This is a genomic window from Bradyrhizobium sp. MI1.11, assembly GCF_055811255.1.
Map to the genome: position 1 here is coordinate 34,990 of NZ_JBVVPM010000032.1, position 22,528 is coordinate 57,517.

The window sequence follows — 22,528 nt, forward strand, 5'->3', positions numbered from 1 at the left end:
AAAATCTGTGACAGGCCCCACCTGATCTCGTAAGGGTGACCCATCCAGGTCACAGCCAATTTCGCAAAGCCGAGGGATCCAGCCATGGCAATCGACGACAAAACCAGAACGGAACTCGAGGCTGCCGCTTTCCGGCGCCTGGTCGATCATTTGAAGACGCGGACAGACGTCCAGAATATCGACCTGATGAACCTCGCAGGCTTCTGCCGCAACTGCCTGTCGAACTGGCTTAAGGACGCCGCCGACGCCCAAGGCGTCGCCTTGAGCAAGGACGAGAGCCGGGAAGCCGTCTATGGCATGCCCTACGAGGCCTGGAAGTCGAAATACCAGGGCGCCGCCACGCCTGAGCAGCTCGATTCCATGAAGAAGGTTCATCCCGGGCACTGAACGGTCTCGCCGGCAGCCCGATGTGCGGTGCCTTTGAGTCGCATCACACAACAGCTTTCTTCGACCCGCCGCAGGAAGGTGTGGGCGCGCTGTGGACGAGCGCGATGCTGCCTTGAACGCGAGAGGTCCGAACCCTAAGGGTCTAACCAGCACGCGCGGTGAGGATGCCGGCGTCACCTCGTTTTGCCAGTTCCATTGGGAGTACCAAGATGGCCACCTCCGCCGCCGTCCGCGACGACGAGCCCGCGACGAAATTTGCCAAGGACCAACTCAAGTCCATCATCGAGCGCATCGAGCGGCTGGAGGAAGAGAAGAAGGCGATCTCCGACGACATCCGCGACGTCTTCGCCGAGGCCAAGGGCAACGGCTACGATGTCAAGGCGCTGCGCACCATCGTGCGCATGCGCAAGCAGGACCCGAACGAGCGCGCCGAGGCCGAGACGATTCTCGAGACCTACATGCAGGCGCTGGGGATGATCTGAGCCCGGTGTCGTGTCCTGGCGAAGGCCAGGACCCATTATCCCAGGGAGCAGTTTGGCGAAAATTCGTCGCTTGGTATCCGTACCGCGTGAGCCAGATGGATCACGCGGTACGGATCCTGGCTTTCGCCAGGACGACGACAGAGATTTTGGTAACGGTGCGGCTTATCAGCCTCAGCGCAGCGAAGCCGTCCGCATGACGAAGGACGTTGTCTCGAGCTTGGCGGTGGCGGTGCCCGAGAAACTGTCGCAGGACAGGCCCTGCATCGGATCGTCGGCAAAACCCATGGCGATCACGGATTGCGGTTTGACGAAGTAGGCGCGCATTGCGGCCGTGTCGAGCTCGCCCATCAGCGTGACCGACATCGCGCGGCTGGCGCTCGGCGACAGCATCACGATCTTGAGCCAGATGCTTTCGCCCTTGGCTGCGGAGAGCCGGGTCGCGGTTGCGACCATGCCGTCGACGCGCTTGCCGACCACCGTGTTGATCTCGGTCGCGGGTGCAAGGTTACGCGACGCGGCGGTGGGACGTGCGGAGCGCGGGATCGGCGCGGAGGCGGCGACGACATTGGCGCGGTCGACCGGGGAGGCGGACGCCGGCGCGTAGGCCAGGGCCTGATAGGCGGCGCTGGACACGCTCGCGGTCGGCTGCGGATCGGTGGCGGCGGCAAGCGCCTGGCGCGCCTTCAGCGCAGCCACTTGAGCTGGCGTCGCCTGCTGCGGCGCAGCCGGGGCATCCCAGAAGCCACGGGCATTGATGATATCGGCGGGAGTCTCGGGCTTGGCGTCAGCGGATTTGCCGGCGGCCGGTTTGTCAGCCACGGATGCCGGCTTCGACTTGGGCAGCGCGACGATCTGCGCATCGGCCGAGGCGAGCTGAATTGTCGCTGCGACTGACGGCTTGGCGCGCGGCGTCGGCACCGGATCGGCCGGCTTGGTCGCGGCGGCGACCACGGTCGGCGCGACAGGCTTCGCGGCCGGAGCGGGCGCGCCCTCGTCATCCTCGTCGTTGCTCGTGGCGGCCGGAGCCGGCTTGCCCTTGAACAGGCTGGCAAAGAAATTCGACTTGTTGCCGGAATCCTCGCCGCTGCCGCGCCGCTCGATCTCGGCCTTGGCAAGCTCATAGCCCTTCAGCGGCGTGCCGTCGGTCGGAACATGGACGGTGCGTCCGTCCGGGAAGACCCTGGCGAGCTGGTCATGCGTCATGCGCGGCCAGTGCCGGATGCTGCCGGTGTCCAGATGCACGAAGGGCGAGCCTGAGGTCGGGTAGAAGCCGACGCCGCCGCGCTGGAGGCGCAGGCCGGCGAAGCGGATCTGCTCCAGCGGCACGTTCGGGATGTAGAAGTCCATCGCATGCCCCAGCATGTGCTGGCTGAAGCGCGCCACGCCGGCGGAGCGGCGGCGGAGCATGGCGTTGGTGGCGGGCGAGCGGTAGGAGGAGATGATCTGGATCGGCTGCTTGGCATCGACGTCGCGATAGACTTCCCAGAGGATGTCGAACAGGTGACGGTCCATGACCGTCTCGTCCTGGGTACGCCAGTCGCGCAGGAAGTGGTTGAGCTGCTTCAGCGCCGTTTCGTCGTAGCGTCCGTCACGCTTGAAGGTGACGGTGAGGTCTTCGCCGGAATGGGTGTGGTGGAAGGAGAGCGTCTTGGTCTCGTTGAGCGCGGCGGCGTCATGAACTGAACCCGCGGCAGCAAGCAGCAATACGGCAGCGAGGCCGATCCTGGAACCGGCCTTCACTCCCGCATGGGACAACGACAGCACAGCGAATTGGCGTGCGATTCCAGTCAGCACGTTAGAGCCCACCCAGTCGACGAGCGTTCAAAATGGACTCTCCCGCTAACCCCGTTAGCGCGCGAAAGAGGATGAACGCTTTGTTAAAGCGAGAAGGTTAATTCGAGGTTGACCTTCCCGCCCCCAAACCAAGTCAGATCGCGAACCTAACCGGGTGAGTGTGGCAAAAAAACGCCCGCTGCCCGAGGTCAGGTGGAGAATGGTTAACGTTAAGCGACCCCATCCATAGGATGAGGCCGCTGATTTTATTGCACAATTTCAGGAAATCAGGCTTCAGAGCGGGCCTAGCTCAGCGGGTGAACACCCGCTGCTGCTGCGGACGGCGGCCGACCGGTGCCGGCGGCGGGGTCGGCGCTCCGAACAGCCGCTCGAAGAAGTTCGGGCCGGACGAGCCGCCATTGTTGGCCGCCAGCACGCCGTTCGGCAGCGTCGTTGCCGGGCGTGAATAGCTCGGCTGGGAGTGCGCGACGACGTTCTCGAGGTCCTTGCCGCGGCCGTTCTTCAGGATGTTGATCATGGTCGCGTCGCGGCCATAGACGTCCTTGCGGAATTGCAGCTTGCCGCCCTCGTCCACGAATGCGGTCTGATAGGTGATGTTGACCGGGATCGGGGTCGGGAATTTCAGGTCGATCTCGCTCTTGCCGTACATGCTGCGCACGCGCTCCGGCGTGTACTTCTCGTTCGGCATCGCGATGTTGAGCAGCACCGAGGCGTACTGATCCGGGTTCTGCACGCGCATGCAGCCGTGGCTGAAGGCGCGTTCGTCCCGGGCGAACAGGTTCTTGTCCGGCGTGTCGTGCTGATAGACCAGGAACTTGTTCGGGAAATTGAAGCGGATGCGGCCGAGCGCATTGGCTTCACCGGGCGGCTGCGAGATGTGGACCGAACCATCGCGGTTCTGCTCGAGCTTGAGGCCCATGCGCTGGAGCACGGTCGGGTCCTGCTGAAGCGCCGGCAGGTATTCGTTGTAGACGATCGACGGCGGCACGTTCCAGGTCGGATTAACCGTGATGTACTTCATCGTCTCGGTGAGCAGCGGGGTCGCATGTGTGCCGGGCTTGCCGGTGACGACGCGGGTGGTCCAGACCTGCTGGCCGCGCTGCATCACCTTCAGCGTGTAGTCGGGAATGTTGAGGATGACGTAGGCATCGCCCAGCGAGGGAACGCCCAGGTCGCGCGGCAGCCAGCGCCAGCGCTCCATGTTCACCAGCACCACGTCGATCTGCTTGTCGCGCTTCGGGGTGTTGATCGCCTTGACCGTCTTGTCGTCGAGGATGCCGGTCGCCTTGAGCTCGGCGCTGTTCTGGAATTTGCGCACGGCTTCTGCGACTGCCGCGTCATAGCGAGTATCGTTGGCATTCTCGGCGATGCCAAGCTTGGCCCGCAGCTGCGGCACGCGCGGATCTTCAACGACGATTTCAGCCTGCTTCTTGCCGGCCGGCGTGTATTTCAGCGTTGGACCATCGGCGATCTCGATCACCGGGCCGTTGCCCTGGCCGCGGAGCTCCGCGAGCTTCGCCTTCAGCTCCTTGTAGAGCTTCTGCGGCGGATTGTAGCTGTCGAGCGCCGCGGAGGCGTCCGCTGCGGTCGTGACCTTGGCGAGCACCTCGTTCGGATCGACGGGATGCTCGGGGTAGAGGATGTCGCCGCTGACCTGCGACCAGTGCATGCGGCCGCTCTGGGCCTGACGCGCATAGTCGAACATGCTGGCGGTGAGCTTGAGCTCGGCATTGGCGAGCGCATCGGGTGTCGTGGCGGTTGCGAAGTCCGGCAGCGGGTAATCGGCGGGATTGAGACCGTCGGACGCCGCGTCCTTCAGCCGTGCGATCACTCCCTTGGCCGCAGTGGTCAGGCTGCCGGCCTGGGTCCAGACGGGTGCGAAGTCGCGTGCGCCGTAAAACTTCTCGATCGCCGCGCGTTCGTTCTTACGGTCGAAATAGCGCGAAGCGTTGGCGCCGATGATGTCCTTGAGCTTGTCGGCGACCGGCTGGTCGGCCGCGGGAACGTTGCTCGCGGCCTTCACCGGCTCCGAGGCCGGGGCAGCAGCGGTGGCGGGCGCGGCCGGCGTTGGGGTCGCCGTGTCGGCCTTGGCAGGTTCGGACTTGGCAGGCTCAGTCTTCGCCGTCTCGCTCTTCGTCGCCTCGGCGGCGGGCGTGGTGGCGACGTCGGAAGGTTTGGTCTCGACCTTGTCCGGCGCGGGAGCGGCTTCGGCCTTCACGGGTTCCTTGACCGGCTCCTTTGCCGAGTCCTGAACCGTGGCGGTGGTGTCGAGCTTGATGTCGGATGCGGTCGGGGGCGGGACGTTTGCGGGTTCGGGGCGCGGGATCGCAGCTTCGATCGCGAGCTCGGCAGCGCTGCTGCGCGCCTGATCCTGCGCCAGGGCTGAGCTGGCCGATACCGTGAGGAAGGTCGCCGCGACCGTCATCAAGACACGGTCAAAGCCTGCACGGTGGTTCAAACAGTCACGCATTGTGTCGCACCCCTCGGGTGAACTGTCCCCCGTGGAACAGCTTCGTTATCGCCTATTGAGTTTCGGCTAAACCGCGCCGGCCTCTCGAAAGTTGCACGCCTGCACGCAACGATTCCTACGCAGACGATATACAGGCCCCGATTTCGCGGCCAGCGCTACCCGGGACAACTCACGACAAACTGACTTCAAGCAAGCCGCTTGGCAACGGATTGTGCGCTTCTGCCACGCGCTTTTCCCTGTGTCTGTCACTTCCAAGTCACGGTTCAGATCGCAGTCGAATTCCGTCGTCATGCGAATGGCTTACAGTCGTCTCGCGGCGCCCGGACGAACCTTCGTTCGCATCAGGCTCAGTGCGTCTCCTCGCCGCTTTTGCCGCCATGGCCGGGAACCCCGGCTTCATCGAGTTTGCGGTAGAGGGTGGACCGGCCGATTTTGAGGCGGCGGGCGACCTCCGACATCTGCCCGCGATAATGCGAGATCGCGAAACGGATGATCTCGTTCTCGATCTCCTCCAGCGGCCGGACGTCGCCGGTCGCGGTCAGCATGGAGAGCGCACCCGCCACGGGCAGCGGCGCGATGGGTATTTCATTACCTGATACGACGGAGGGGGCCGCGATCGGCTCCAGCATCAGCGGCGCGGTCGGAATGTCTGTTCCCGGATGCGGCTGCGAGGCGATCAGGGGGAAGTCGTCAAGGCCAAGCTGGTCGCCGTCGCTCATCACCACGGCGCGGTAGACCGCGTTTTCAAGCTGGCGGATGTTGCCGGGCCAATCGAGCTGGGCGAGGTGCGCAACAGCCTCGCCGCTGATGCCGGTGATGGGGCGGTTCTCCTCCGCGGCAAAGCGGGCCAGGAAATGCCTGAGGAGATGTGGAATGTCCTCGCGCCGGGCGCGCAGCGAGGGGATCGTCAGCGGCAGCACGTGCAGGCGATAGAACAAGTCTTCCCGGAAGTGGCCCTGCTTGACCCGCTCAAGCAGCCTGCGGTTGGTCGCCGAGATGATGCGGACGTCGACCTTCACGGGTTTGCGGCCGCCGACCGCCTCGACCGCGCCTTCCTGGAGCGCGCGAAGCAGCTTGACCTGCGCGCTCAGCGGCAGCTCGCTGACCTCGTCCAGAAACAGCGTGCCGCCATGGGCTTCGACGAACTTGCCGGTGTGGCGTTCGGTGGCGCCGGTGAAGGCACCCTTCTCGTGACCGAACAGGATGGACTCGACGAGGTTGTCGGGAATCGCGCCGCAATTGACCGCGACGAACGGCTTTGCCTTGCGCTCGCCGCTGCCATGAATGGCACGCGCGAACATCTCCTTGCCGACGCCGGACTCTCCCTCGATCAGCACCGGGATCGATGAGTTTGTTGCTTTCTGCGCCGCGCGCATCACGCCCGCCATCGCCTCGGCGCGGGTGATGATGTCGGAGAAGGTCAGCCGGCCCTCGCGGCTATGGCGGATGCGCTGCAATTCGCCCTTGAGCGCGGACGAATTGAGCGCGTTGCGAAGAGAGACCTGGAGCCGCTCCAGGCCAACCGGCTTGACCACGAAATCGGCCGCGCCCGCGCGCATCGCCGAGATCACATTGTCGATGCCACCATGGGCCGTCTGCACGATGACGGGGATGCTGAGACCCGCTTCGCGGATTTTCGCCAGGACGCCCATGCCGTCGAGGCCGGGCATCACGAGATCGAGGATGACGCCGTCGATGGCCGCGTCAGGGGCGGTGAGGGCGGCGATCGCCGCATCGCCGGAGTCCACCACGATCGTCTCATAGCCGCATTTCTGCACCATGTTGTCGACCAGCCGGCGGGCTACAGCGTCGTCGTCGGCGATCAAAATACTGGCAGCCATGGTGTTCCCCGCACGCTACTACTATCTGTCTCGAATCGGGGCACTCTGGCCGAAGCCGATTAACGCACTGTTAAATCCTGATGCCCCCGCCCGCCGTCGCGATTGTTGAACACAGGTTTCCCACACAATGAATTCGCGCTCCAAGTCTGCAGTTAAGAAGTCCGCCGTTGGCAAGCCCGCTCTCCGCAAACCGAACACCAAGAAATCCGCAGCCAAGGTCAAATCCTCCAAGCCGTCGCTCGCCAAGTCTTCACCCGCCAAGCCTGCGAGCAAGACCGGCAAGCTTCCGGAGTGGAACCTCGCCGACCTCTATTCCGGGATCGATGCGCCGGACGTGGCGCGCGATCTCGCAAAGATGGACGCCGATTGCGTCGCGTTCGAGACGGACTACAAGGGCAAGCTCGCAACAGGAACAGCAAAGGAAGATGGCGGAAAATGGCTCGCTGAAGCCGTGCGACGCTATGAGGCGATCGACGACCTTGCCGGCCGGCTCGGCTCGTACGCCGGCCTCGTTCATGCAGGCGACAGCGTGGACCCCAAGATTTCAAAGTTTTACGGCGACGTTTCCGAGCGCCTGACGGCGGCATCGACGCATCTGTTGTTCTTCGCGCTCGAGCTCAATCGAGTCGATGACGATATTTTGAACCGCGCGATGCAGGCCGCCGAGCTCGCGCACTACCGTCCCTGGATCGAGGATCTGCGCAAGGAGAAGCCGTACCAGCTCGACGACAAGCTCGAGCAGCTCTTCCTGGAGAAGGCGCAGACCGGCTATTCCGCCTTCAACCGGCTGTTCGACCAGACCATCTCCGGCCTGCGTTTCAAGGTCGGGTCCAAGGAGCTCGCGATCGAGCCGACGCTCAATCTGTTGCAGGACCGCGACGGCGCCAAGCGCAAGGCCGCAGCAGAGGCGCTCGCAAAGACCTTCAAGGCCAATGAGCGCACCTTTGCGCTGATCACCAACACTCTGGCCAAGGACAAGGACATCTCCGACAGCTGGCGCGGCTTCAAGGACGTGGCGGATTCCCGGCATCTCAACAACCGGGTCGAGCGCGAGGTGGTGGATGCGCTGGTCGCCTCGGTGCGCGCGGCCTATCCAAAATTGTCGCATCGCTACTACGCGCTGAAGGCACGCTGGTTCGGCAGGAAGCGCCTGGCCTATTGGGACCGCAACGCGCCGCTGCCTTTTGCGGCGACGGACGTGATCGGCTGGCCCGATGCGCGGAACATGGTGCTGACCGCCTATCGCGGCTTCTCGCCAAAGATGTCCGACATCGCCGAGCGCTTCTTCACGGACCGCTGGATCGATGCGCCGGTGCGCCCGGGCAAGGCGCCGGGTGCCTTCTCGCATCCGACCACGCCATCCGCGCACCCCTACGTGCTGATGAACTACCAGGGCAAGCCGCGCGACGTGATGACGCTCGCCCATGAGCTCGGCCACGGCGTGCATCAGGTGCTGGCGGCCAGGAACGGCGCGTTGATGGCGCCGACGCCGCTGACGCTGGCGGAGACGGCAAGCGTCTTCGGCGAGATGCTGACCTTCCGGCGGCTGCTGGCGCAGACCAGGAGCGCAAAGCAGCGCCAGGCGCTGCTCGCCGGCAAGGTCGAGGACATGATCAACACCGTGGTGCGGCAGATCGCGTTCTATTCCTTCGAGCGCGCGGTCCACACCGAACGCAAGAACGGCGAGCTCACCGCGACGCGGCTCGGCGAGATCTGGCTCTCGGTGCAGGGCGAGAGCCTCGGGCCGGCAATCGAGATCAAAGCGGGCTACGAGAACTACTGGATGTACATCCCGCACTTCATCCATTCGCCGTTCTACGTCTACGCCTATGCGTTCGGCGATTGTCTGGTGAACTCGCTCTACGCCGTCTACGAGAACGCGGCCGAAGGCTTTGCCGAGCGCTATCTCGACATGCTCGCCGCCGGCGGCACCAAGCATTATTCCGAACTGTTGCGGCCGTTCGGCCTAGACGCCAAGGATCCGAAGTTCTGGGACGGGGGCCTGAGCGTCATCGCCGGCATGATCGACGAGCTGGAAGCGATGGGCTGAGGCGAGCCGTCTTCGGCGCTGCAGCGAGCGGGTTGGGTCGGCCGTCCGAATGTCCCGTTGTTCCAACGAGGGGCGGGGCGGGTTGTATGGTTCCCGCCCTGCACATTGAACGTTTGTGCCTGGGGCCAGACTAATTCTTGCAGGCGGGTTCGACCTGCAATGCAATCTATGATTGTTGATCGGCGTGGTGTGCTCGGCCAGGGAGGCGAACATGGCCAGGATCAGTGCCCCAGACCCCAAGGTGGAGCCGCCACGGGCTGTCGAGGAACAGCAGCTGTGGGGGACGCAGCACCGGAAGATCGTCAAGCGCGAGCTCGCAGCCATCAACAACCGCCGCCGCGCCCAGGGCGTGGATCCCGTCGCATACCCTGGCGACGAAAAGGCGATCGACACGGTCGGCCTTGCGCTGTCAGGCGGGGGGATCCGATCCTCCGCAATCTGCCTCGGCGTCTTGCAGGCTTTCAATCACCACGGGCTGATCAAGCACATCGACTATCTGTCGACCGTATCCGGCGGCGGTTACACCGGCTGTTCGTTCACGGCGACCATGACGCGGGCGCAGAATTTCGTCTTCGGAAGCACGCCGACACCCGGAGCCGAGAGCGCCAATGAGATCAGTGACACGCCTGCGGTGGGGCATATCCGGAACTACTCGAACTACCTCGTTCCGGCCGGCGCGCGCGACCTGATCACCGGCGTCGCAATCGTCGTGCGTGGGCTCGTTGCCAATCTGAGCCTGACGCTGCCGGTCGTACTGCTCGTTGCCGTGATCACGATCCTGTCCAACGCCGCACGCTCATCACTCTATACGACCAATTTCTTCGGGCTGAGCGTCGACGACACCAGCAATCTTGGTCCCCTCTCCAGCCTGGGATTGATGCCTGCCTTCTTTCTTGGCGGCCTTGTTGCCGCCTTGCTGCTTTTGTTGGTCGGGCGCCTTTTCAAAGTCGGGCGGCGCGAGCTTTTTCGCTACCTGGCCGGTCTTGCGTTTGCGCTGGGACTCATCTGCGCGATCGCCAGCTGCCTGAACGTCGATCACTTTGGCCTTTCGCTTGCAGCGCTCCTGCTCGGCCTCGTGCTTTTCTTCGGCTGGGCCGTGCTGCGCTCGATTTCATCGACCAAGGGAGGTGAATTCCGCGGCTATCCGTCGACTGTCGGCGCGACCTATCTCGTTCTGCTTGCCGCCATCTGCTTCTTCGAATTCCAGCCCTTCATGATCGCCCAGATGTTCGATGTCGCCGACGCCAACACGGTTCAGTCCGGCGGCATCATTGGGGGCGTTGCAATCAAATGGCTCCAATCGCTTGCGGCCATCACTGCGCCGGTTGCGGCGGCCGTCACGCTGTTCCGGCAGCAATTCGCCGACCTGCTGAAGGGCGCCGGCGCCTCGGACCTTGGCTCACGCCTGCTCGCCCATGCGGCGAAAGCAGCCGTGCTTGTCGCGGGACTGGCGCTGCCCTTACTGATCTGGGTCGGATATCTCTATCTTTGCTATTGGGGCATCGCGAACGACAAGACGCTCGACGCCGCCTACCGCCAATATCCCATGATCGAGGAGTGGGGAGCGGCTGGCGTGCAACCCGTGCCGCCCGCGGCCGGTGTCGACGTCAAGGGAAATGTCCAGTTCGACTCGGCGACGCGCAAGCTCTCGGCCGAGATCACCAATGGCGAAGCGAAGGTCGTCGCCTCCAAGCCGGTGGGGCCGATCTCGCACATCCCCGCATGGCTGTTTTCTGTTGCATCATTGCAGTCCCCGAACACATTCACTTGGTCGAAGTACCAGTTCGGCAACAGTGTCAGCTGGCGGATGGTGCTGCTCTACTTCTTGTCGGGCTCGGCCCTGTTCGGCCTGTCGTGGGTTCTCGGGCCGAATGCCAATTCGTTGCACCGGCTCTATCGTGATCGCCTCAGCAAGGCCTTCTTGTTCAATCCGCTCTATTACGCCGACGGGGAGCCGTCGCGGAACATGCCGAGCCTGGACCAGGGGAGGGATTTCCTTCCGCTCGACGAGGAGAAGCTGAGCGGTTTGCTGCATCAGTTGGTCTACGGCGCTGATCCAGCGGGAGCGATGACGGTCACGACATCGAAAAAAAGCAGCCTGGCCTCGCCATATCCCATCATCAACGCCGCGCTGAACATCCAAGGATCCGATTTCGCCAATCGGCGGGGACGGAACGCTGATTTCTTCATATTCTCGCCGCTGCACGTCGGCAGCGAGGCCACCGGCTATGCGAATACACCGGCCTTCGAGAAGGTCGCGCCGGGCCTCGATCTTGCGACCGCGATGGCGATCTCCGGGGCCGCCGCTTCGTCGAACATGGGCTCGGGCTCGATCCGCTCACTGACCCCGACCCTGGCGCTCCTCAACGTGCGCCTGGGGTACTGGTTGAAGAACCCGCGCTGGGTCTCGACAAAGGACAAGCCGCAGCACCACTCGACCCCTTTGTTTCTATGGTCTGAGATCTCGGGCCGGCTTTACGAGAATGCCGATGCGGTCTACCTGACGGACGGCGGACACATCGAGAATCTCGGCGTCTACGAGTTGTTGCGACGACGCTGCAAGGTGATCATCGCGGTTGACGCGGAAGCCGATGCGCCGATGAATTTCTCATCCTTGGTGACGCTGCAGCGCTATGCGCGCATTGATCTCGGGATCATCATCGACCTGCCGTGGACGCCGATCCGCAACACGACGCTCGAGTGGATGAAGTGCAACGCCACCAAATCCCCGGCCGCGGCCCGGCGCGCGGCGAGCGGACCGCACATGGCGGTCGGCACCATCGACTACGGCTCGGGGGAAAAGGGGCACCTCGTGTACATCAAATCGTCCCTGACCGGAGACGAGAACGACTACATCCGCGACTATGCACGCCGCAACGACACCTTCCCGCACGAAACCACCGGTGACCAGTTCTTCTCGGAGGAGCAGTTCGAGGTCTACCGCGCGCTGGGTTTCCACATGACCCACGGTTTTCTCACTGAGGATGCCGGCGCGGATGCGATCGTCGTGAACGTTCCGGGAGAACGCTGCGCAAAGCGAAACTTCTGCGACAGCAAGGTGGAGCCGATCGGCGCAGTCCGCCGTGCGCTCGGTCTGCGCTGAGAGGCATTCGGCTCGTGGCGCCGGAGACCGCCCCCAACGGGCGGACCACCGGTCCGAGCGGGATTCCGCCAATCGGAATTCCAAATGACCCGATTTGCCGGGAAACCGCGCCTCCGTGCCGTTGCCCTGCCCGAAAGTTTGCGGTATCCCAGCCATGAAATTCGACTTTCGACTGGGGACAATTCATGGCTGACCATAGCGAAGTGGCGTACAGCACCGCCGACGGCAACGACTACGTTGCCCACGAGCAGACCTACGAGGGCTTCATCAAGCTGGTGAAGTACGGCACGGTCTCGGTCGCGCTTATCGTGATCCTGATGGCGATCTTTCTGACCTGATCCATCGCCTGCAGCACCGCCAGCGTCGTCGGTGCCCATAAAATTTGCAATCAAGCCGGATTGAAAACCGGTATCCAACGTTGCGGGAGTAACGCTAAGTTCGCGTGCGCGCTCTTTCCCGCGTCGCCGGAGGGCCTATGAAGATCGCCGTTGCCAAGGAAATCGATCCGTCGGAGCCGCGGGTCGCCGCTTCGCCGGATACGGTGAAGAAGTTCAAGGCGCTGGGCGCCGAGATCGCCGTCGAGCCGGGCGCCGGCCTCAAGTCGGGTCTGCCGGACTCCGAATTCACCGCCGTGGGCGCCACCGTCAGCGCCGACGCGCTGAAGGACGCCGACATCATCATCAAGGTGAAGCGCCCTGAAGCCTCCGAGTTGGCGCAGTATAAGCGCGGCGCGCTCGTCATCGCCATCATGGACCCCTACGGCAATGAGGCCGCGCTGAAGACGATCGCCGATGCCGGCGTCTCCGCCTTCGCGATGGAATTGATGCCGCGCATCACGCGCGCGCAGGTGATGGACGTGCTGTCCTCGCAGGCCAACCTTGCCGGCTACCGCGCCGTGATCGAGGGCGCCGAGGCCTTCGGACGCGCCTTCCCGATGATGATGACCGCAGCCGGCACGGTGCCCGCCGCCAAAGTGTTCGTGATGGGCGTCGGCGTCGCCGGCCTCCAGGCGATCGCGACCGCGCGCCGTCTCGGCGCCGTCGTTACCGCGACCGACGTCCGGCCCGCCACCAAGGAGCAGGTCGAATCGCTCGGCGCAAAATTCCTCGCCGTCGAGGACGAGGAATTCAAGAACGCGCAGACCGCCGGCGGCTACGCCAAGGAAATGTCCAAGGAGTATCAGGCCAAGCAGGCCGCGCTCACCGCCGAGCACATCAAGAAGCAGGACATCGTGATCACCACCGCGCTGATTCCGGGCCGGCCTGCGCCGAGGCTCGTCACGGCCGACATGGTCAAGTCGATGAAGCCGGGGTCGGTGCTGGTCGATCTCGCCGTCGAGCGCGGCGGCAATGTCGAAGGCGTCAAGGCGGGCGAGGTCGCCGATGTCGATGGCATCAAGATCGTCGGCTACACAAACGTTGCCGGCCGCGTCGCCGCGTCGGCCTCCAGCCTCTACGCGCGCAATTTGTTCAACTTCATCGAAACGATGGTCGACAAGACCAGCAAGGCGCTGGCCGTGAACTGGGACGACGAACTCGTCAAAGCGACCGCGCTGACCAGAGACGGCGCCGTCATCCACCCGAACTTCCAGCCGAAAGCGTAAGGAGAGCCGTCATGGAGCATATTGCACAAGTCGTCGATCCCTTCGTCTTCCGGCTGTCGATCTTCGTTCTCGCCGTCTTCGTCGGCTATTTCGTGGTGTGGTCGGTGACCCCGGCGCTGCATACGCCGCTGATGAGCGTGACCAACGCGATCTCCTCGGTGATCGTGGTCGGCGCGCTGCTCGCGGTCGGCGTCGGTATGATCTCGAGCGGCTCGGGCTGGGCGCGCGGCTTCGGCTTCATCGCGCTCATCTTTGCCTGCGTGAATATCTTCGGGGGCTTCCTTGTCACCCAGCGCATGCTGGCGATGTACAAGAAGAAGGTGAAGTGAGCGGCGTGCACCTCGGGGTGACGAAGACAAAGGGGACCTGAGATGAACGCCAATCTGGCTGCAGTTCTGTATCTCGTGGCGGGTGTGCTGTTCATCCTGTCACTGCGCGGGCTGTCCAGCCCCGCCTCATCGCGGCAGGGCAATTTCTTCGGCATGATCGGCATGGCGATCGCGGTCGCCACCACGCTGGCCAGCCATCCGCCGGCGGACGGCCTCGCCTGGATCCTCGTGATCCTTGGCATCGCGATCGGCGGCAGCGTCGGCGCGGTGATCGCCCGCCGCGTGCCGATGACCTCCATGCCGGAACTGGTCGCCGCCTTCCATTCGCTGGTCGGCATGGCCGCGGTGCTGGTCGCCGCCGGTGCGTTCTACGCGCCGGAGGCCTTCGACATCGGCAGCCCCGGCAACATCCATCCGCAGAGCCTGGTCGAGATGTCGCTCGGCGTCGCCATCGGCGCGCTGACCTTCACCGGCTCGGTGATCGCGTTCCTGAAGCTGTCCGCGCGGATGAGCGGTGCGCCGATCATCCTGCCGTTCCGCCACATCATCAACATCGCGCTCGCGATCGCCCTCGTCGTCTTCATCGTCGGGCTGGTGATGTCGGGCAGCGCGCTCGACTTCTGGCTGATCGTCATCATCGCGCTGGCGCTCGGCGTCCTCATGATCATCCCGATCGGCGGCGCCGACATGCCGGTCGTGATTTCAATGCTGAACTCGTACTCGGGCTGGGCCGCGGCCGGCATCGGCTTCACTCTCGGCAATTCCGCGCTGATCATCACCGGCGCGCTGGTGGGATCGAGCGGCGCGATCCTGTCCTACATCATGTGCCACGCGATGAACCGCTCTTTCATCTCGGTCATCCTCGGCGGCTTCGGCGGCGAGACCGCGGCGGCCGGCGGTGGCGGCGGCGAGCAGAAGCCGGCCAAGCTCGGCTCGGCGGATGATGCGGCCTTCATCATGAAGAACGCGCAGAAGGTCATCATCGTGCCCGGCTACGGCATGGCGGTGGCGCAGGCTCAGCATGCGCTACGCGAAATGGGCGACGTCCTGAAGAAGGAAGGCGTCGAGGTGAAATACGCCATTCACCCGGTCGCCGGCCGCATGCCCGGCCACATGAACGTGCTGCTGGCCGAAGCGAACGTGCCCTATGACGAGGTGTTCGAGCTCGAGGACATCAACTCCGAATTCGCGCAGGCCGATATCGCGTTCGTGATCGGCGCTAACGACGTCACCAATCCGGCCGCCGAAGAGGACAAGACCTCGCCGATCTACGGCATGCCCGTGCTCCAGGTCTGGAAGGCCGGCACCGTGATGTTCATCAAGCGCTCGCTCGCTTCGGGCTATGCCGGCATCGACAATCCGCTGTTCTATCGCGACAACACCATGATGCTGCTCGGCGACGCCAAGAAGGTCACCGAGAACATCGTCAAGGCGATGTAGCGCGGAGGCAAGCGGGCCATTGCCAAAGCGACGCGCGAGCAGCGCGTCGTATGGCACACCGCTCATTGGGCGGCGTGCGGCCGGCGCGCCTCCCGCGAGGTCATGAAATTGCTGCGGAGCCGGTGCAAAGCCTTGACGGGGGCCGGGCCGTGTCATCATGACCATCGTCAAGTGGATCGCCATCCTGCTCGTGACCGTCTATTGCGCCGGTCTCCTCGTGCTGTATGTCAGGCAGCGCGAGATGCTGTTTCCGATCCCGCCCGTCGGTCGCACCGCGCCGGATGCCGCAGGCCTCCCTGAGGCCGAAGAGCACGTCCTGACCACCTCTGATGGCGAGAAGGTCATCGTCTGGCACGTGCCGGCGAGGCCCGGCCGCCCCGTGATCCTGTATTTCCCAGGCAATGGCGATTATCTCGCCGGTCGCGTCAGCCGTTTCAAGGCCATGACGGCGGACGGCACCGGCCTCGTCGCGCTGTCCTATCGCGGCTATGCCGGCTCGAGCGGGGCGCCGAGCGAGGCGGGCCTGCTGCGCGATGCCGCGGCCGCCTACGCCTTCACCACTGCGCGCTACGCGGCGGAACGAATCGCCGCCTGGGGCTTTTCGCTCGGGACAGGCGTGGCGGTCGCGATCGCCTCGGAGCATCGTGTTGGAAAACTCATCCTGGAAGCGCCCTATACATCGACGGCCGACATTGCAGCATCATCGTTCTGGTTCGTTCCGGTGCGTCTGCTGATGCGCGATCCCTTTCATTCCGACGAGCGCATCCCGCGCGTCACTGTGCCGCTATTGGTGATGCATGGCACCAATGACCTTGCCATTTCGATCGTGTTCGGAGAGCGTCTGTTCGCGCTTGCGCATGAACCGAAGCAGTTCGTTCGCTTTGCAGGCGGTGGACACGACAATCTCGATGCGTTCGGTGCGATTGAAACGGCGAGGCGATTCATTGCTTCCTAGACGACTTGTCGTTCGGCGCGCGAGCGGGTTCATCGCCGCGATCCTCGTCGTGTTGTTGCCACAGCACGCATGGGCTGCGACCGGGCTCGACGGCGCGGCGATGGGCTGGCCCTATGCGCTTCCCTTTGCCGGCCTGCTGCTGTCGATTGCGCTCGGCCCGCTGCTATTTGCACGATTCTGGCACCATCATTACGGCAAGATCGCCGCAGCCTGGTCGCTGCTGGCACTCGCCTCGCTCGTCATCTTGGCCGGGAGCACGGCGACGCTGGCGGCGCTCGTTCACGCCATGCTCGCCGAATATCTCGGTTTTATCGTGCTGCTGTTCTCGCTCTATGTCGTGGCTGGGGGCATTCTCGTGACGGGCGACATCAAGGCGACACCGGCGGCCAACGCCGGCATCCTTGCGCTCGGCACCGTGATGGCGAGCGTCGTCGGCACCACGGGAGCGGCCATGATCCTGATCCGCCCTCTGATCCGCGCCAACCGGCCGCGGCGCTACAACGCCCATGTCGTCATCTTCTTCATCATCCTGGTCGCCAATGTCGGTGGTGCGCTGAGCCCGCTCGGCGATCCCCCGCTGTTCGTCGGCTTCCTGCACGGTGTCGACTTCTTCTGGACCACGCGGACCATCTGGCTGCAGACGGCGATCGTTGCCGGACTGCTGCTCGCGATCTTCGTCGTCATCGACGTCTGGCGCTTCCGTAGCGAACCTTTGTTCAGCGCCGCCGGCGCCGCGAAGCCGGTCCGCATCCGCGGCCTCGTCAACCTGGTGCTGATCGCAGCCATCGTCGCGAGCCTGCTGGCGTCGGCGATGTGGAAGCCCGGCATCGCCTTCGACATTCTCGGAACCAGGCTGGAGCTGGAAGACGTCGCCCGCAACGCGGCGCTGCTGGCCATAGCGGCCCTGTCGGTGTGGTTGACGCCGGACGAGCACAGGCAGGCCAACGGCTTCACCTGGGAGCCGATCCGCGAGGTCGCGAAGCTGTTCGCCGGCATTTTTGTCGCGATCATCCCGGTCATCGCCATGCTCGATGCCGGCCATCACGGCGCGTTCGCCTGGCTGTTGTCGGCCGTGACGGCGCCGGACGGCACGCCGCGCGAGGTTGCCTATTTCTGGTTCACCGGTCTGATGTCGGCGTTCCTCGACAATGCGCCGACCTATCTGTTGTTCTTCGAGCTCGCCGGCGGCGACCCGCAGGTGCTGATGCACGAACTCTCGGGCACGCTCGCCTCCATTTCCATGGGCGCAGTCTACATGGGCGCGCTCACCTATATCGGCAATGCACCGAATTTCATGGTGAGCAGCATCGCCAGCGAGAACGGCATCAAGATGCCGAGCTTCTTCGGTTATTTCGTGCGCGCCAGCGCGGTGCTGATCCCGCTATTCGTGCTGCTGACGCTGCTGCCGTTCGCTCCGATCCTGCGCTGGCATTGAATCCGCCACCCGATTTGCTACTGCTCGCCCAAGATGCGATGAATTTGCGCGAAGCAATTGGAGCCGGTGGATGAGCGCGCACAATCCGATGCCTCGGTCGGCCTGGATCTTTCCGGCGCTGGCCGTGCTGCTGTTCGCGGCCGTCAGCGCGACGGACTACGTGTTCACGCTGTCGTTCGGCGGGCTCGTCTTCGCCCTCGTGCTCCTCGTCATCCTGTTCGGCACGGTGTTTGCCGCGGTCCATCATGCCGAAGTGATCGCCGAGCGGGTCGGCGAACCCTACGGCACGCTGGTGCTGACACTCGCGGTGACCATCATCGAGGTGGCGCTGATCACCACGATCATGCTGGGCGACAAGCCGGCTCCGGAACTGGCGCGCGACACCGTGTTCGCCGTGGTCATGATCGTCTGCAATGGCCTCGTCGGGCTCTGCATCTTCATCGGCGGCCTGCGCTATCGCGAGCAGGGTTTTCAGCTCTCCGGCGCCAACGTTTATCTCAGCGTGCTGTTCGCGCTCGCGACCATCACCCTGATCATGCCGAACTACACGACCACCACGCCGGGCCCCGTCTATTCGGCGGCTCAACTCGGCTTCGTCGACGTGGTCACACTCGCGCTGTATGGGGTGTTTCTCTACACCCAGACCGTGCTGCACAAGGATTACTTCGTTCACGACCGGGCGGGCGGCGGGAGCGGGGAGGCGCATCTGTCGGGGAGGACCTTGGCGCTCAGCGTCGTGCTGCTGCTGATTGCGCTGCTGGCGGTCGTGCTGCTGGCCAAGAAATTCTCGCTGGTGGTCGATGCGGTCGCGGCCAGGATCGGCGCGCCGCCTGCCTTTGCCGGACTTCTGGTCGCGCTCCTGATCCTGCTGCCGGAAGGCGTCGCAGCCGTCTCGGCGGCTCGCAAAAACGACCTTCAGAAGAGCATCAACCTCGCGCTCGGCTCGTCGCTGGCCACCATCGGGCTGACCATCCCGGCGGTCGGTGTCGCCACCTATGCGCTCGACAAGGAGCTCACGCTCGGCCTCAGCGGCCAGGGCAGCGTGCTTTTGCTCCTGACCTTCTTTTTGAGCATGCTGACCTTCGGTACGGGCAGGACCAATGTCCTGTTCGGGCTGGTCCATATGGTGGTATTTGCCGTCTACGTGTTCATGGTTTTCGTGCCCTGAACCGGTTTTCCGGATATGCCCCAGGAGAGTTCCGATGCTTGCCGCCGAGTCCGAGGTTCAGGTCGACAATGAGCAGGTTCGGGTGACCGAGTGGCGGCTCGCGCCAAACAGCGCCACCGGGCATCACACCCACGGCATGGACTACGTCATTGTTCCCGTGGTCGCAGGGGAAATGACCATCGTGGCACCCAATGGCGAGCGGTCCAAGGCGCAACTTGCGGCCGGAAAATCCTATTTTCGCAAGGCCGGCGTCCAGCACGATGTGCTTAACGAAACCGCAACCGAGATCGTGTTCCTTGAGGTTGAGCTGAAGTCGTAAATCCGGCGTACCCCTTTGCCATTGATCCGTCGCAGTTGATCCCTCACTATGCCTCAAAGTTCCCGCATCAGATCGCGCGGGGAGTGGCCGGAATGCTGAAATACATCGCTAAAATCTCGATGGACATCTTCCCCTCGGTGCTCGCAACGATCATCGGGGCATACATCGTTAATCATTACATCAACGCGAAGCCGGCGGCGGATGCACCCGCGGCCGTGATGGCGCCTGCCGACGCTGGCAAGAACGGCAAGCCCGCCGATCTGGCCAACCTGCCCACGCCGGGCGTCAAGGCCAAGGGTATTTCCGAGAAGAAGGTGGCGGACAAGCCGGCGACCGAGAAGGCTGGCGATCAGCCCGCCGCGGAGCCAAAGACTTCTACGGCGGACGTCGCACCGGCCGAGGCCGCCCCGCGCGGCAAGCCGTCCGCGCGCGAGAAGGCAGTCGCCAAGTCCACCCCGGTCGTCAGTGCACCCGTTCCCGCCACCCCGGTGGGGGAGGCCAATTCGGCGCCGGCTGCTGCCGCACCGACCGCAACCCCCGACGCCAACGATCTCGTGCGCGCCGCGATCGAGCGCCTGCGCAAGTCGCCTGAGGGTAAAGCCGTTGAGGCCAAGTCGGTTGAGGCCAAGTCGGTTGAGACCAAGTCTTCGGAAGCCAAGGCGCCCGAGAAGACTCAGGAGCCTGCGGTGCGCGAAGCCGCCCGCAGCCCGGAGGCTCCGCGTATCATCCCCTTGGATCAGTCAACGGTGCGTCCGTTGCCGCCGCCGATCACGGTCTCGACGCCCGCAGCCGAGGCCTATGGCGATGGCGGCTCGTCGCAGGCGAACCCGCCCTACACGGCCTCGGTCGGCAACGAGAACCCGAATCGGCTGACGCCGCCGGCTGACATTCCTGTCCCGATGATCGCGCCCCCGCTCGATCTGCGCGCCGATGCCGGCGCGTCCATGCCGCGGCCGAAGACCAATGTCGCCGACGACATGCTGTCGGGCGTCAAGTCCATGTTCCACTCCGTTCTGCCGAAGGGCGTCACCCCGGATTAAGACGGCGCCTGCGGCTTCGCCAGAATCGTCAGCCGCCGACGCGGGCGAGGCCGCTGCGGGCGGCATCGTCGCGTGGACGAAGCGAGACCGCCTTGGTGTAGGACGCCGCCGCCTTGGTCCTGTCGCCCAGCCGTTCATAGGCCTGGCCGCGTATGGTCCAAACTTGGGCATTGTGGGGATCGGCCTCGGAAGCCTCATCCAGATCGGCCGCGGCCTCCTTGGCCTTGCCGAGGGCGAGATAACTGTTGGCGCGGCCGAGCAGCGGCTCGACCTTCTGCGGGTTAAGGCCGCTCGCCGCGCTGAAATCGGCGATCGCGAAATCGTGCTGGTTCTTGCCCTGGTAGATCAGGGCGCGGCCATAGAGCGCCTGCGCATTGTAGGGATCGAGTCCGACCGCGTGATTGAATTCATCGAGCGCGGCCGCCGTCTCGCCGGACTTTGCCAAGGCTTGGGCCTTTGCCGTATGGGCCTGGGCTTCGCTGACATTGCCGGCGCTGACCACATTCTCGGCGGTCGTGGCCGCCTTGGGTGCCTCCTGCGGCTTTTCCTTCTCCGGCGTCAGCGATCCCAGGTCGAAGGAGCAGCCGCACAGCGAAATCCCCATCAAGGCCAGCGCAAATGGCTGCAGCAAGATCTGGCGTAACCGCGCCAAGCCGCGCTTGGGGAAAGGGGAGGCCATCTACGGTTCGCTCGCGCTAGTGCCGCATCGGGAGTGCCCCATCCCAGGAAGGCACCGCTCACAAAACAATAACGCGGGCCAGGGGCCCGCGTCATCGAAAACTGAAGTCTCTCAAGTCCGGTAAATCAGCGCGGTCCGCGCGGACCGGCACTTGCACCAGCACCCGGGCCGCCGCGACCGCCACGATCACCGCCAGGGCCAGCGCCGAACACCGGCTTCGGCTTCATCGGCAGCAGGCCTTCGCGCTGCAGCTTCTTGCGGGCCAGCTTGCGTGCGCGACGCACGGCTTCGGCCTTTTCGCGGGCCTTCTTCTCGGAGGGCTTTTCGTAGTGACCGCGGAGCTTCATCTCGCGGAAAATACCCTCGCGCTGCATCTTCTTCTTCAGCGCCTTGAGGGCTTGATCGACATTGTTATCGCGGACGAGAACCTGCACGCGGCATCCTCTTCAGTGGATCGGATTTGAATTCTGGTAAGTCAAAGGGGATGGCGAAACGCACAAGCCCTTAACCTTGAGGGCGCGGATGTATCAGACAAAACCTGGGATGTCCACCGGCCAAGCGGGTTTTCGGGCCAAGTTCAGCCATTAAATGAGGCAAAATACCTCTGTGCGGCCCTGATTTGGGAGATTTGACGCCAAGGGTGGGGCCGTTTCCGGAGCTTTGTTCCGGAATCTTTGAAAGCAGGGGACGACACATGGATATGAAGAAATACGCGGCCGAAGCTATCGGCACCTTTTGGCTCACATTCGCAGGTTGCGGAAGTGCTGTGATCGCAGCCGGCTTTCCGCAGGTCGGCATCGGTCTGGTCGGTGTCTCCCTCGCATTCGGGCTGAGCGTGGTCACCATGGCCTATGCGATCGGCCACATCTCCGGCTGCCATCTCAATCCGGCCGTCACTGTCGGCCTTGCTGCCGGCGGACGTTTTCCGGCCGGACAGATCCTGCCTTATGTGATCGCGCAGGTGGCCGGCGCGATCGTGGCCGCGTGGCTTCTCTACGTCATCGCAAGCGGAGCGCCCGGCTTCGACGTCAGTAAAGGGTTCGCGTCCAACGGCTACGACGCCCATTCTCCCGGCCAGTACAGCATGATCGTGTGCTTTCTCACCGAGGTGGTCATGACCATGATGTTCCTGTTCATCATCATGGGCGCTACCCACGGCCGCGCGCCCGTGGGCTTTGCGCCGCTGGCGATCGGGCTCGCGCTGGTGATGATCCATCTCGTCAGCATCCCCGTCACCAACACCTCGGTGAACCCGGCGCGCAGCACGGGCCCCGCATTGTTCGTCGGCGGCTGGGCGCTGTCGCAGCTCTGGTTGTTCTGGGTTGCGCCACTGATCGGCGGCGCGCTGGGCGGAGTGATCTATCGCTGGCTCAGCGACGAACCCACCGGCGTCGTCGCGGGCGCAAAGACGGCGTAATCGCAAAGCGGGATCG

General features: G+C 64.1%; 19 protein-coding genes. 14 read left to right on the top strand and 5 right to left on the bottom strand.

Annotation, left to right across the window (positions count from 1 at the left end; all coding sequences use genetic code 11):
* The first annotated feature begins 84 nt into the window (after window positions 1-84).
* Together AC0L30_RS27715 and AC0L30_RS27720 are read left to right on the top strand one after the other, a co-directional pair.
* Window positions 85-387 carry a DUF1244 domain-containing protein gene (locus tag AC0L30_RS27715; protein WP_219681696.1) on the top strand — a complete coding sequence of 101 codons (303 nt, stop codon included), beginning with the start codon at window positions 85-87 and terminating at the stop codon, window positions 385-387.
* A gap of 209 nt (window positions 388-596) precedes the next feature.
* Window positions 597-869: a DUF2312 domain-containing protein gene (locus tag AC0L30_RS27720; RefSeq protein WP_007596286.1), complete on the top strand. Its 273-nt coding sequence runs from the start codon at window positions 597-599 to the stop codon at window positions 867-869.
* Window positions 870-1,040: 171 nt separating this feature from the next.
* On the opposite strand, the gene AC0L30_RS27725 is transcribed toward AC0L30_RS27720, so the two are convergent.
* The 3 genes from AC0L30_RS27725 to AC0L30_RS27735 all read right to left on the bottom strand — a co-directional run bounded on the left by AC0L30_RS27725 (window position 1,041) and on the right by AC0L30_RS27735 (window position 6,974).
* The gene (locus tag AC0L30_RS27725) at window positions 1,041-2,663 is read right to left on the bottom strand and encodes a peptidoglycan L,D-endopeptidase MepK (protein ID WP_473405658.1); all 1,623 of its coding nucleotides are present in this window, start codon (window positions 2,661-2,663) and stop codon (window positions 1,041-1,043) included.
* 289 nt (window positions 2,664-2,952) lie between these two features.
* Window positions 2,953-5,133, bottom strand: coding sequence for a L,D-transpeptidase scaffold domain-containing protein (locus tag AC0L30_RS27730; RefSeq protein WP_473405659.1), 2,181 nt, complete (start codon window positions 5,131-5,133; stop codon window positions 2,953-2,955).
* A 347-nt stretch (window positions 5,134-5,480) separates the two neighbouring features.
* A complete protein-coding gene (locus tag AC0L30_RS27735; protein ID WP_473405660.1) occupies window positions 5,481-6,974 on the bottom strand; it encodes a sigma-54-dependent transcriptional regulator in 1,494 nt (497 codons plus the stop codon).
* A 127-nt stretch (window positions 6,975-7,101) separates the two neighbouring features.
* On the opposite strand from AC0L30_RS27735, the gene AC0L30_RS27740 reads away from it, so the two are divergent.
* The 11 genes from AC0L30_RS27740 to AC0L30_RS27790 all read left to right on the top strand — a co-directional run bounded on the left by AC0L30_RS27740 (window position 7,102) and on the right by AC0L30_RS27790 (window position 20,416).
* A complete protein-coding gene (locus AC0L30_RS27740; RefSeq protein WP_473405661.1) occupies window positions 7,102-9,024 on the top strand; it encodes a M3 family oligoendopeptidase in 1,923 nt (640 codons plus the stop codon).
* Window positions 9,025-9,235: 211 nt separating this feature from the next.
* A complete protein-coding gene (locus AC0L30_RS27745; protein WP_219681692.1) occupies window positions 9,236-12,127 on the top strand; it encodes a patatin-like phospholipase domain-containing protein in 2,892 nt (963 codons plus the stop codon).
* A 185-nt stretch (window positions 12,128-12,312) separates the two neighbouring features.
* Window positions 12,313-12,465: an aa3-type cytochrome c oxidase subunit IV gene (locus AC0L30_RS27750; protein ID WP_007596280.1), complete on the top strand. Its 153-nt coding sequence runs from the start codon at window positions 12,313-12,315 to the stop codon at window positions 12,463-12,465.
* Between the two features lie 137 nt (window positions 12,466-12,602).
* The gene (locus tag AC0L30_RS27755) at window positions 12,603-13,730 is read left to right on the top strand and encodes a Re/Si-specific NAD(P)(+) transhydrogenase subunit alpha (RefSeq protein ID WP_219681691.1); all 1,128 of its coding nucleotides are present in this window, start codon (window positions 12,603-12,605) and stop codon (window positions 13,728-13,730) included.
* An 11-nt stretch (window positions 13,731-13,741) separates the two neighbouring features.
* Window positions 13,742-14,059 carry a proton-translocating transhydrogenase family protein gene (locus tag AC0L30_RS27760; protein WP_007596278.1) on the top strand — a complete coding sequence of 106 codons (318 nt, stop codon included), beginning with the start codon at window positions 13,742-13,744 and terminating at the stop codon, window positions 14,057-14,059.
* Window positions 14,060-14,101: 42 nt separating this feature from the next.
* The gene (locus AC0L30_RS27765) at window positions 14,102-15,499 is read left to right on the top strand and encodes an NAD(P)(+) transhydrogenase (Re/Si-specific) subunit beta (RefSeq protein WP_007596277.1); all 1,398 of its coding nucleotides are present in this window, start codon (window positions 14,102-14,104) and stop codon (window positions 15,497-15,499) included.
* A gap of 157 nt (window positions 15,500-15,656) precedes the next feature.
* Window positions 15,657-16,454: an alpha/beta hydrolase gene (locus AC0L30_RS27770; RefSeq protein WP_007596276.1), complete on the top strand. Its 798-nt coding sequence runs from the start codon at window positions 15,657-15,659 to the stop codon at window positions 16,452-16,454.
* Window positions 16,408-17,889: a sodium:proton antiporter gene (locus AC0L30_RS27775; protein WP_051058434.1), complete on the top strand. Its 1,482-nt coding sequence runs from the start codon at window positions 16,408-16,410 to the stop codon at window positions 17,887-17,889. The genes AC0L30_RS27770 and AC0L30_RS27775 overlap by 47 nt, the downstream gene beginning before the upstream one ends.
* Before the next feature lie 70 nt (window positions 17,890-17,959).
* Window positions 17,960-19,057 (top strand): calcium:cation antiporter, encoded by a 1,098-nt coding sequence (locus AC0L30_RS27780; protein ID WP_354160012.1) that lies wholly within the window; start codon window positions 17,960-17,962, stop codon window positions 19,055-19,057.
* A 34-nt stretch (window positions 19,058-19,091) separates the two neighbouring features.
* A complete protein-coding gene (locus AC0L30_RS27785) occupies window positions 19,092-19,376 on the top strand; it encodes a cupin domain-containing protein (RefSeq protein WP_007596270.1) in 285 nt (94 codons plus the stop codon).
* Between the two features lie 92 nt (window positions 19,377-19,468).
* On the top strand, window positions 19,469-20,416 hold the full coding sequence (locus tag AC0L30_RS27790; RefSeq protein WP_473405662.1) for a hypothetical protein: 948 nt from the start codon (window positions 19,469-19,471) through the stop codon (window positions 20,414-20,416).
* 28 nt (window positions 20,417-20,444) lie between these two features.
* Here the strand turns inward: AC0L30_RS27790 and AC0L30_RS27795 are convergent, their stop codons facing one another.
* Both AC0L30_RS27795 and rpsU read right to left on the bottom strand, forming a co-directional pair.
* A complete protein-coding gene (locus AC0L30_RS27795; RefSeq protein WP_007596267.1) occupies window positions 20,445-21,095 on the bottom strand; it encodes a tetratricopeptide repeat protein in 651 nt (216 codons plus the stop codon).
* Window positions 21,096-21,220: 125 nt separating this feature from the next.
* Complete coding sequence (rpsU, locus tag AC0L30_RS27800; protein WP_007596265.1) at window positions 21,221-21,529, bottom strand: 30S ribosomal protein S21; 309 nt, start codon at window positions 21,527-21,529, stop codon at window positions 21,221-21,223.
* A gap of 260 nt (window positions 21,530-21,789) precedes the next feature.
* Here rpsU and aqpZ point away from each other — a divergent pair, with 260 nt between their 5' ends.
* A complete protein-coding gene (gene aqpZ, locus AC0L30_RS27805) occupies window positions 21,790-22,512 on the top strand; it encodes an aquaporin Z (protein ID WP_007596263.1) in 723 nt (240 codons plus the stop codon).
* Window positions 22,513-22,528: the final 16 nt, after the last annotated feature.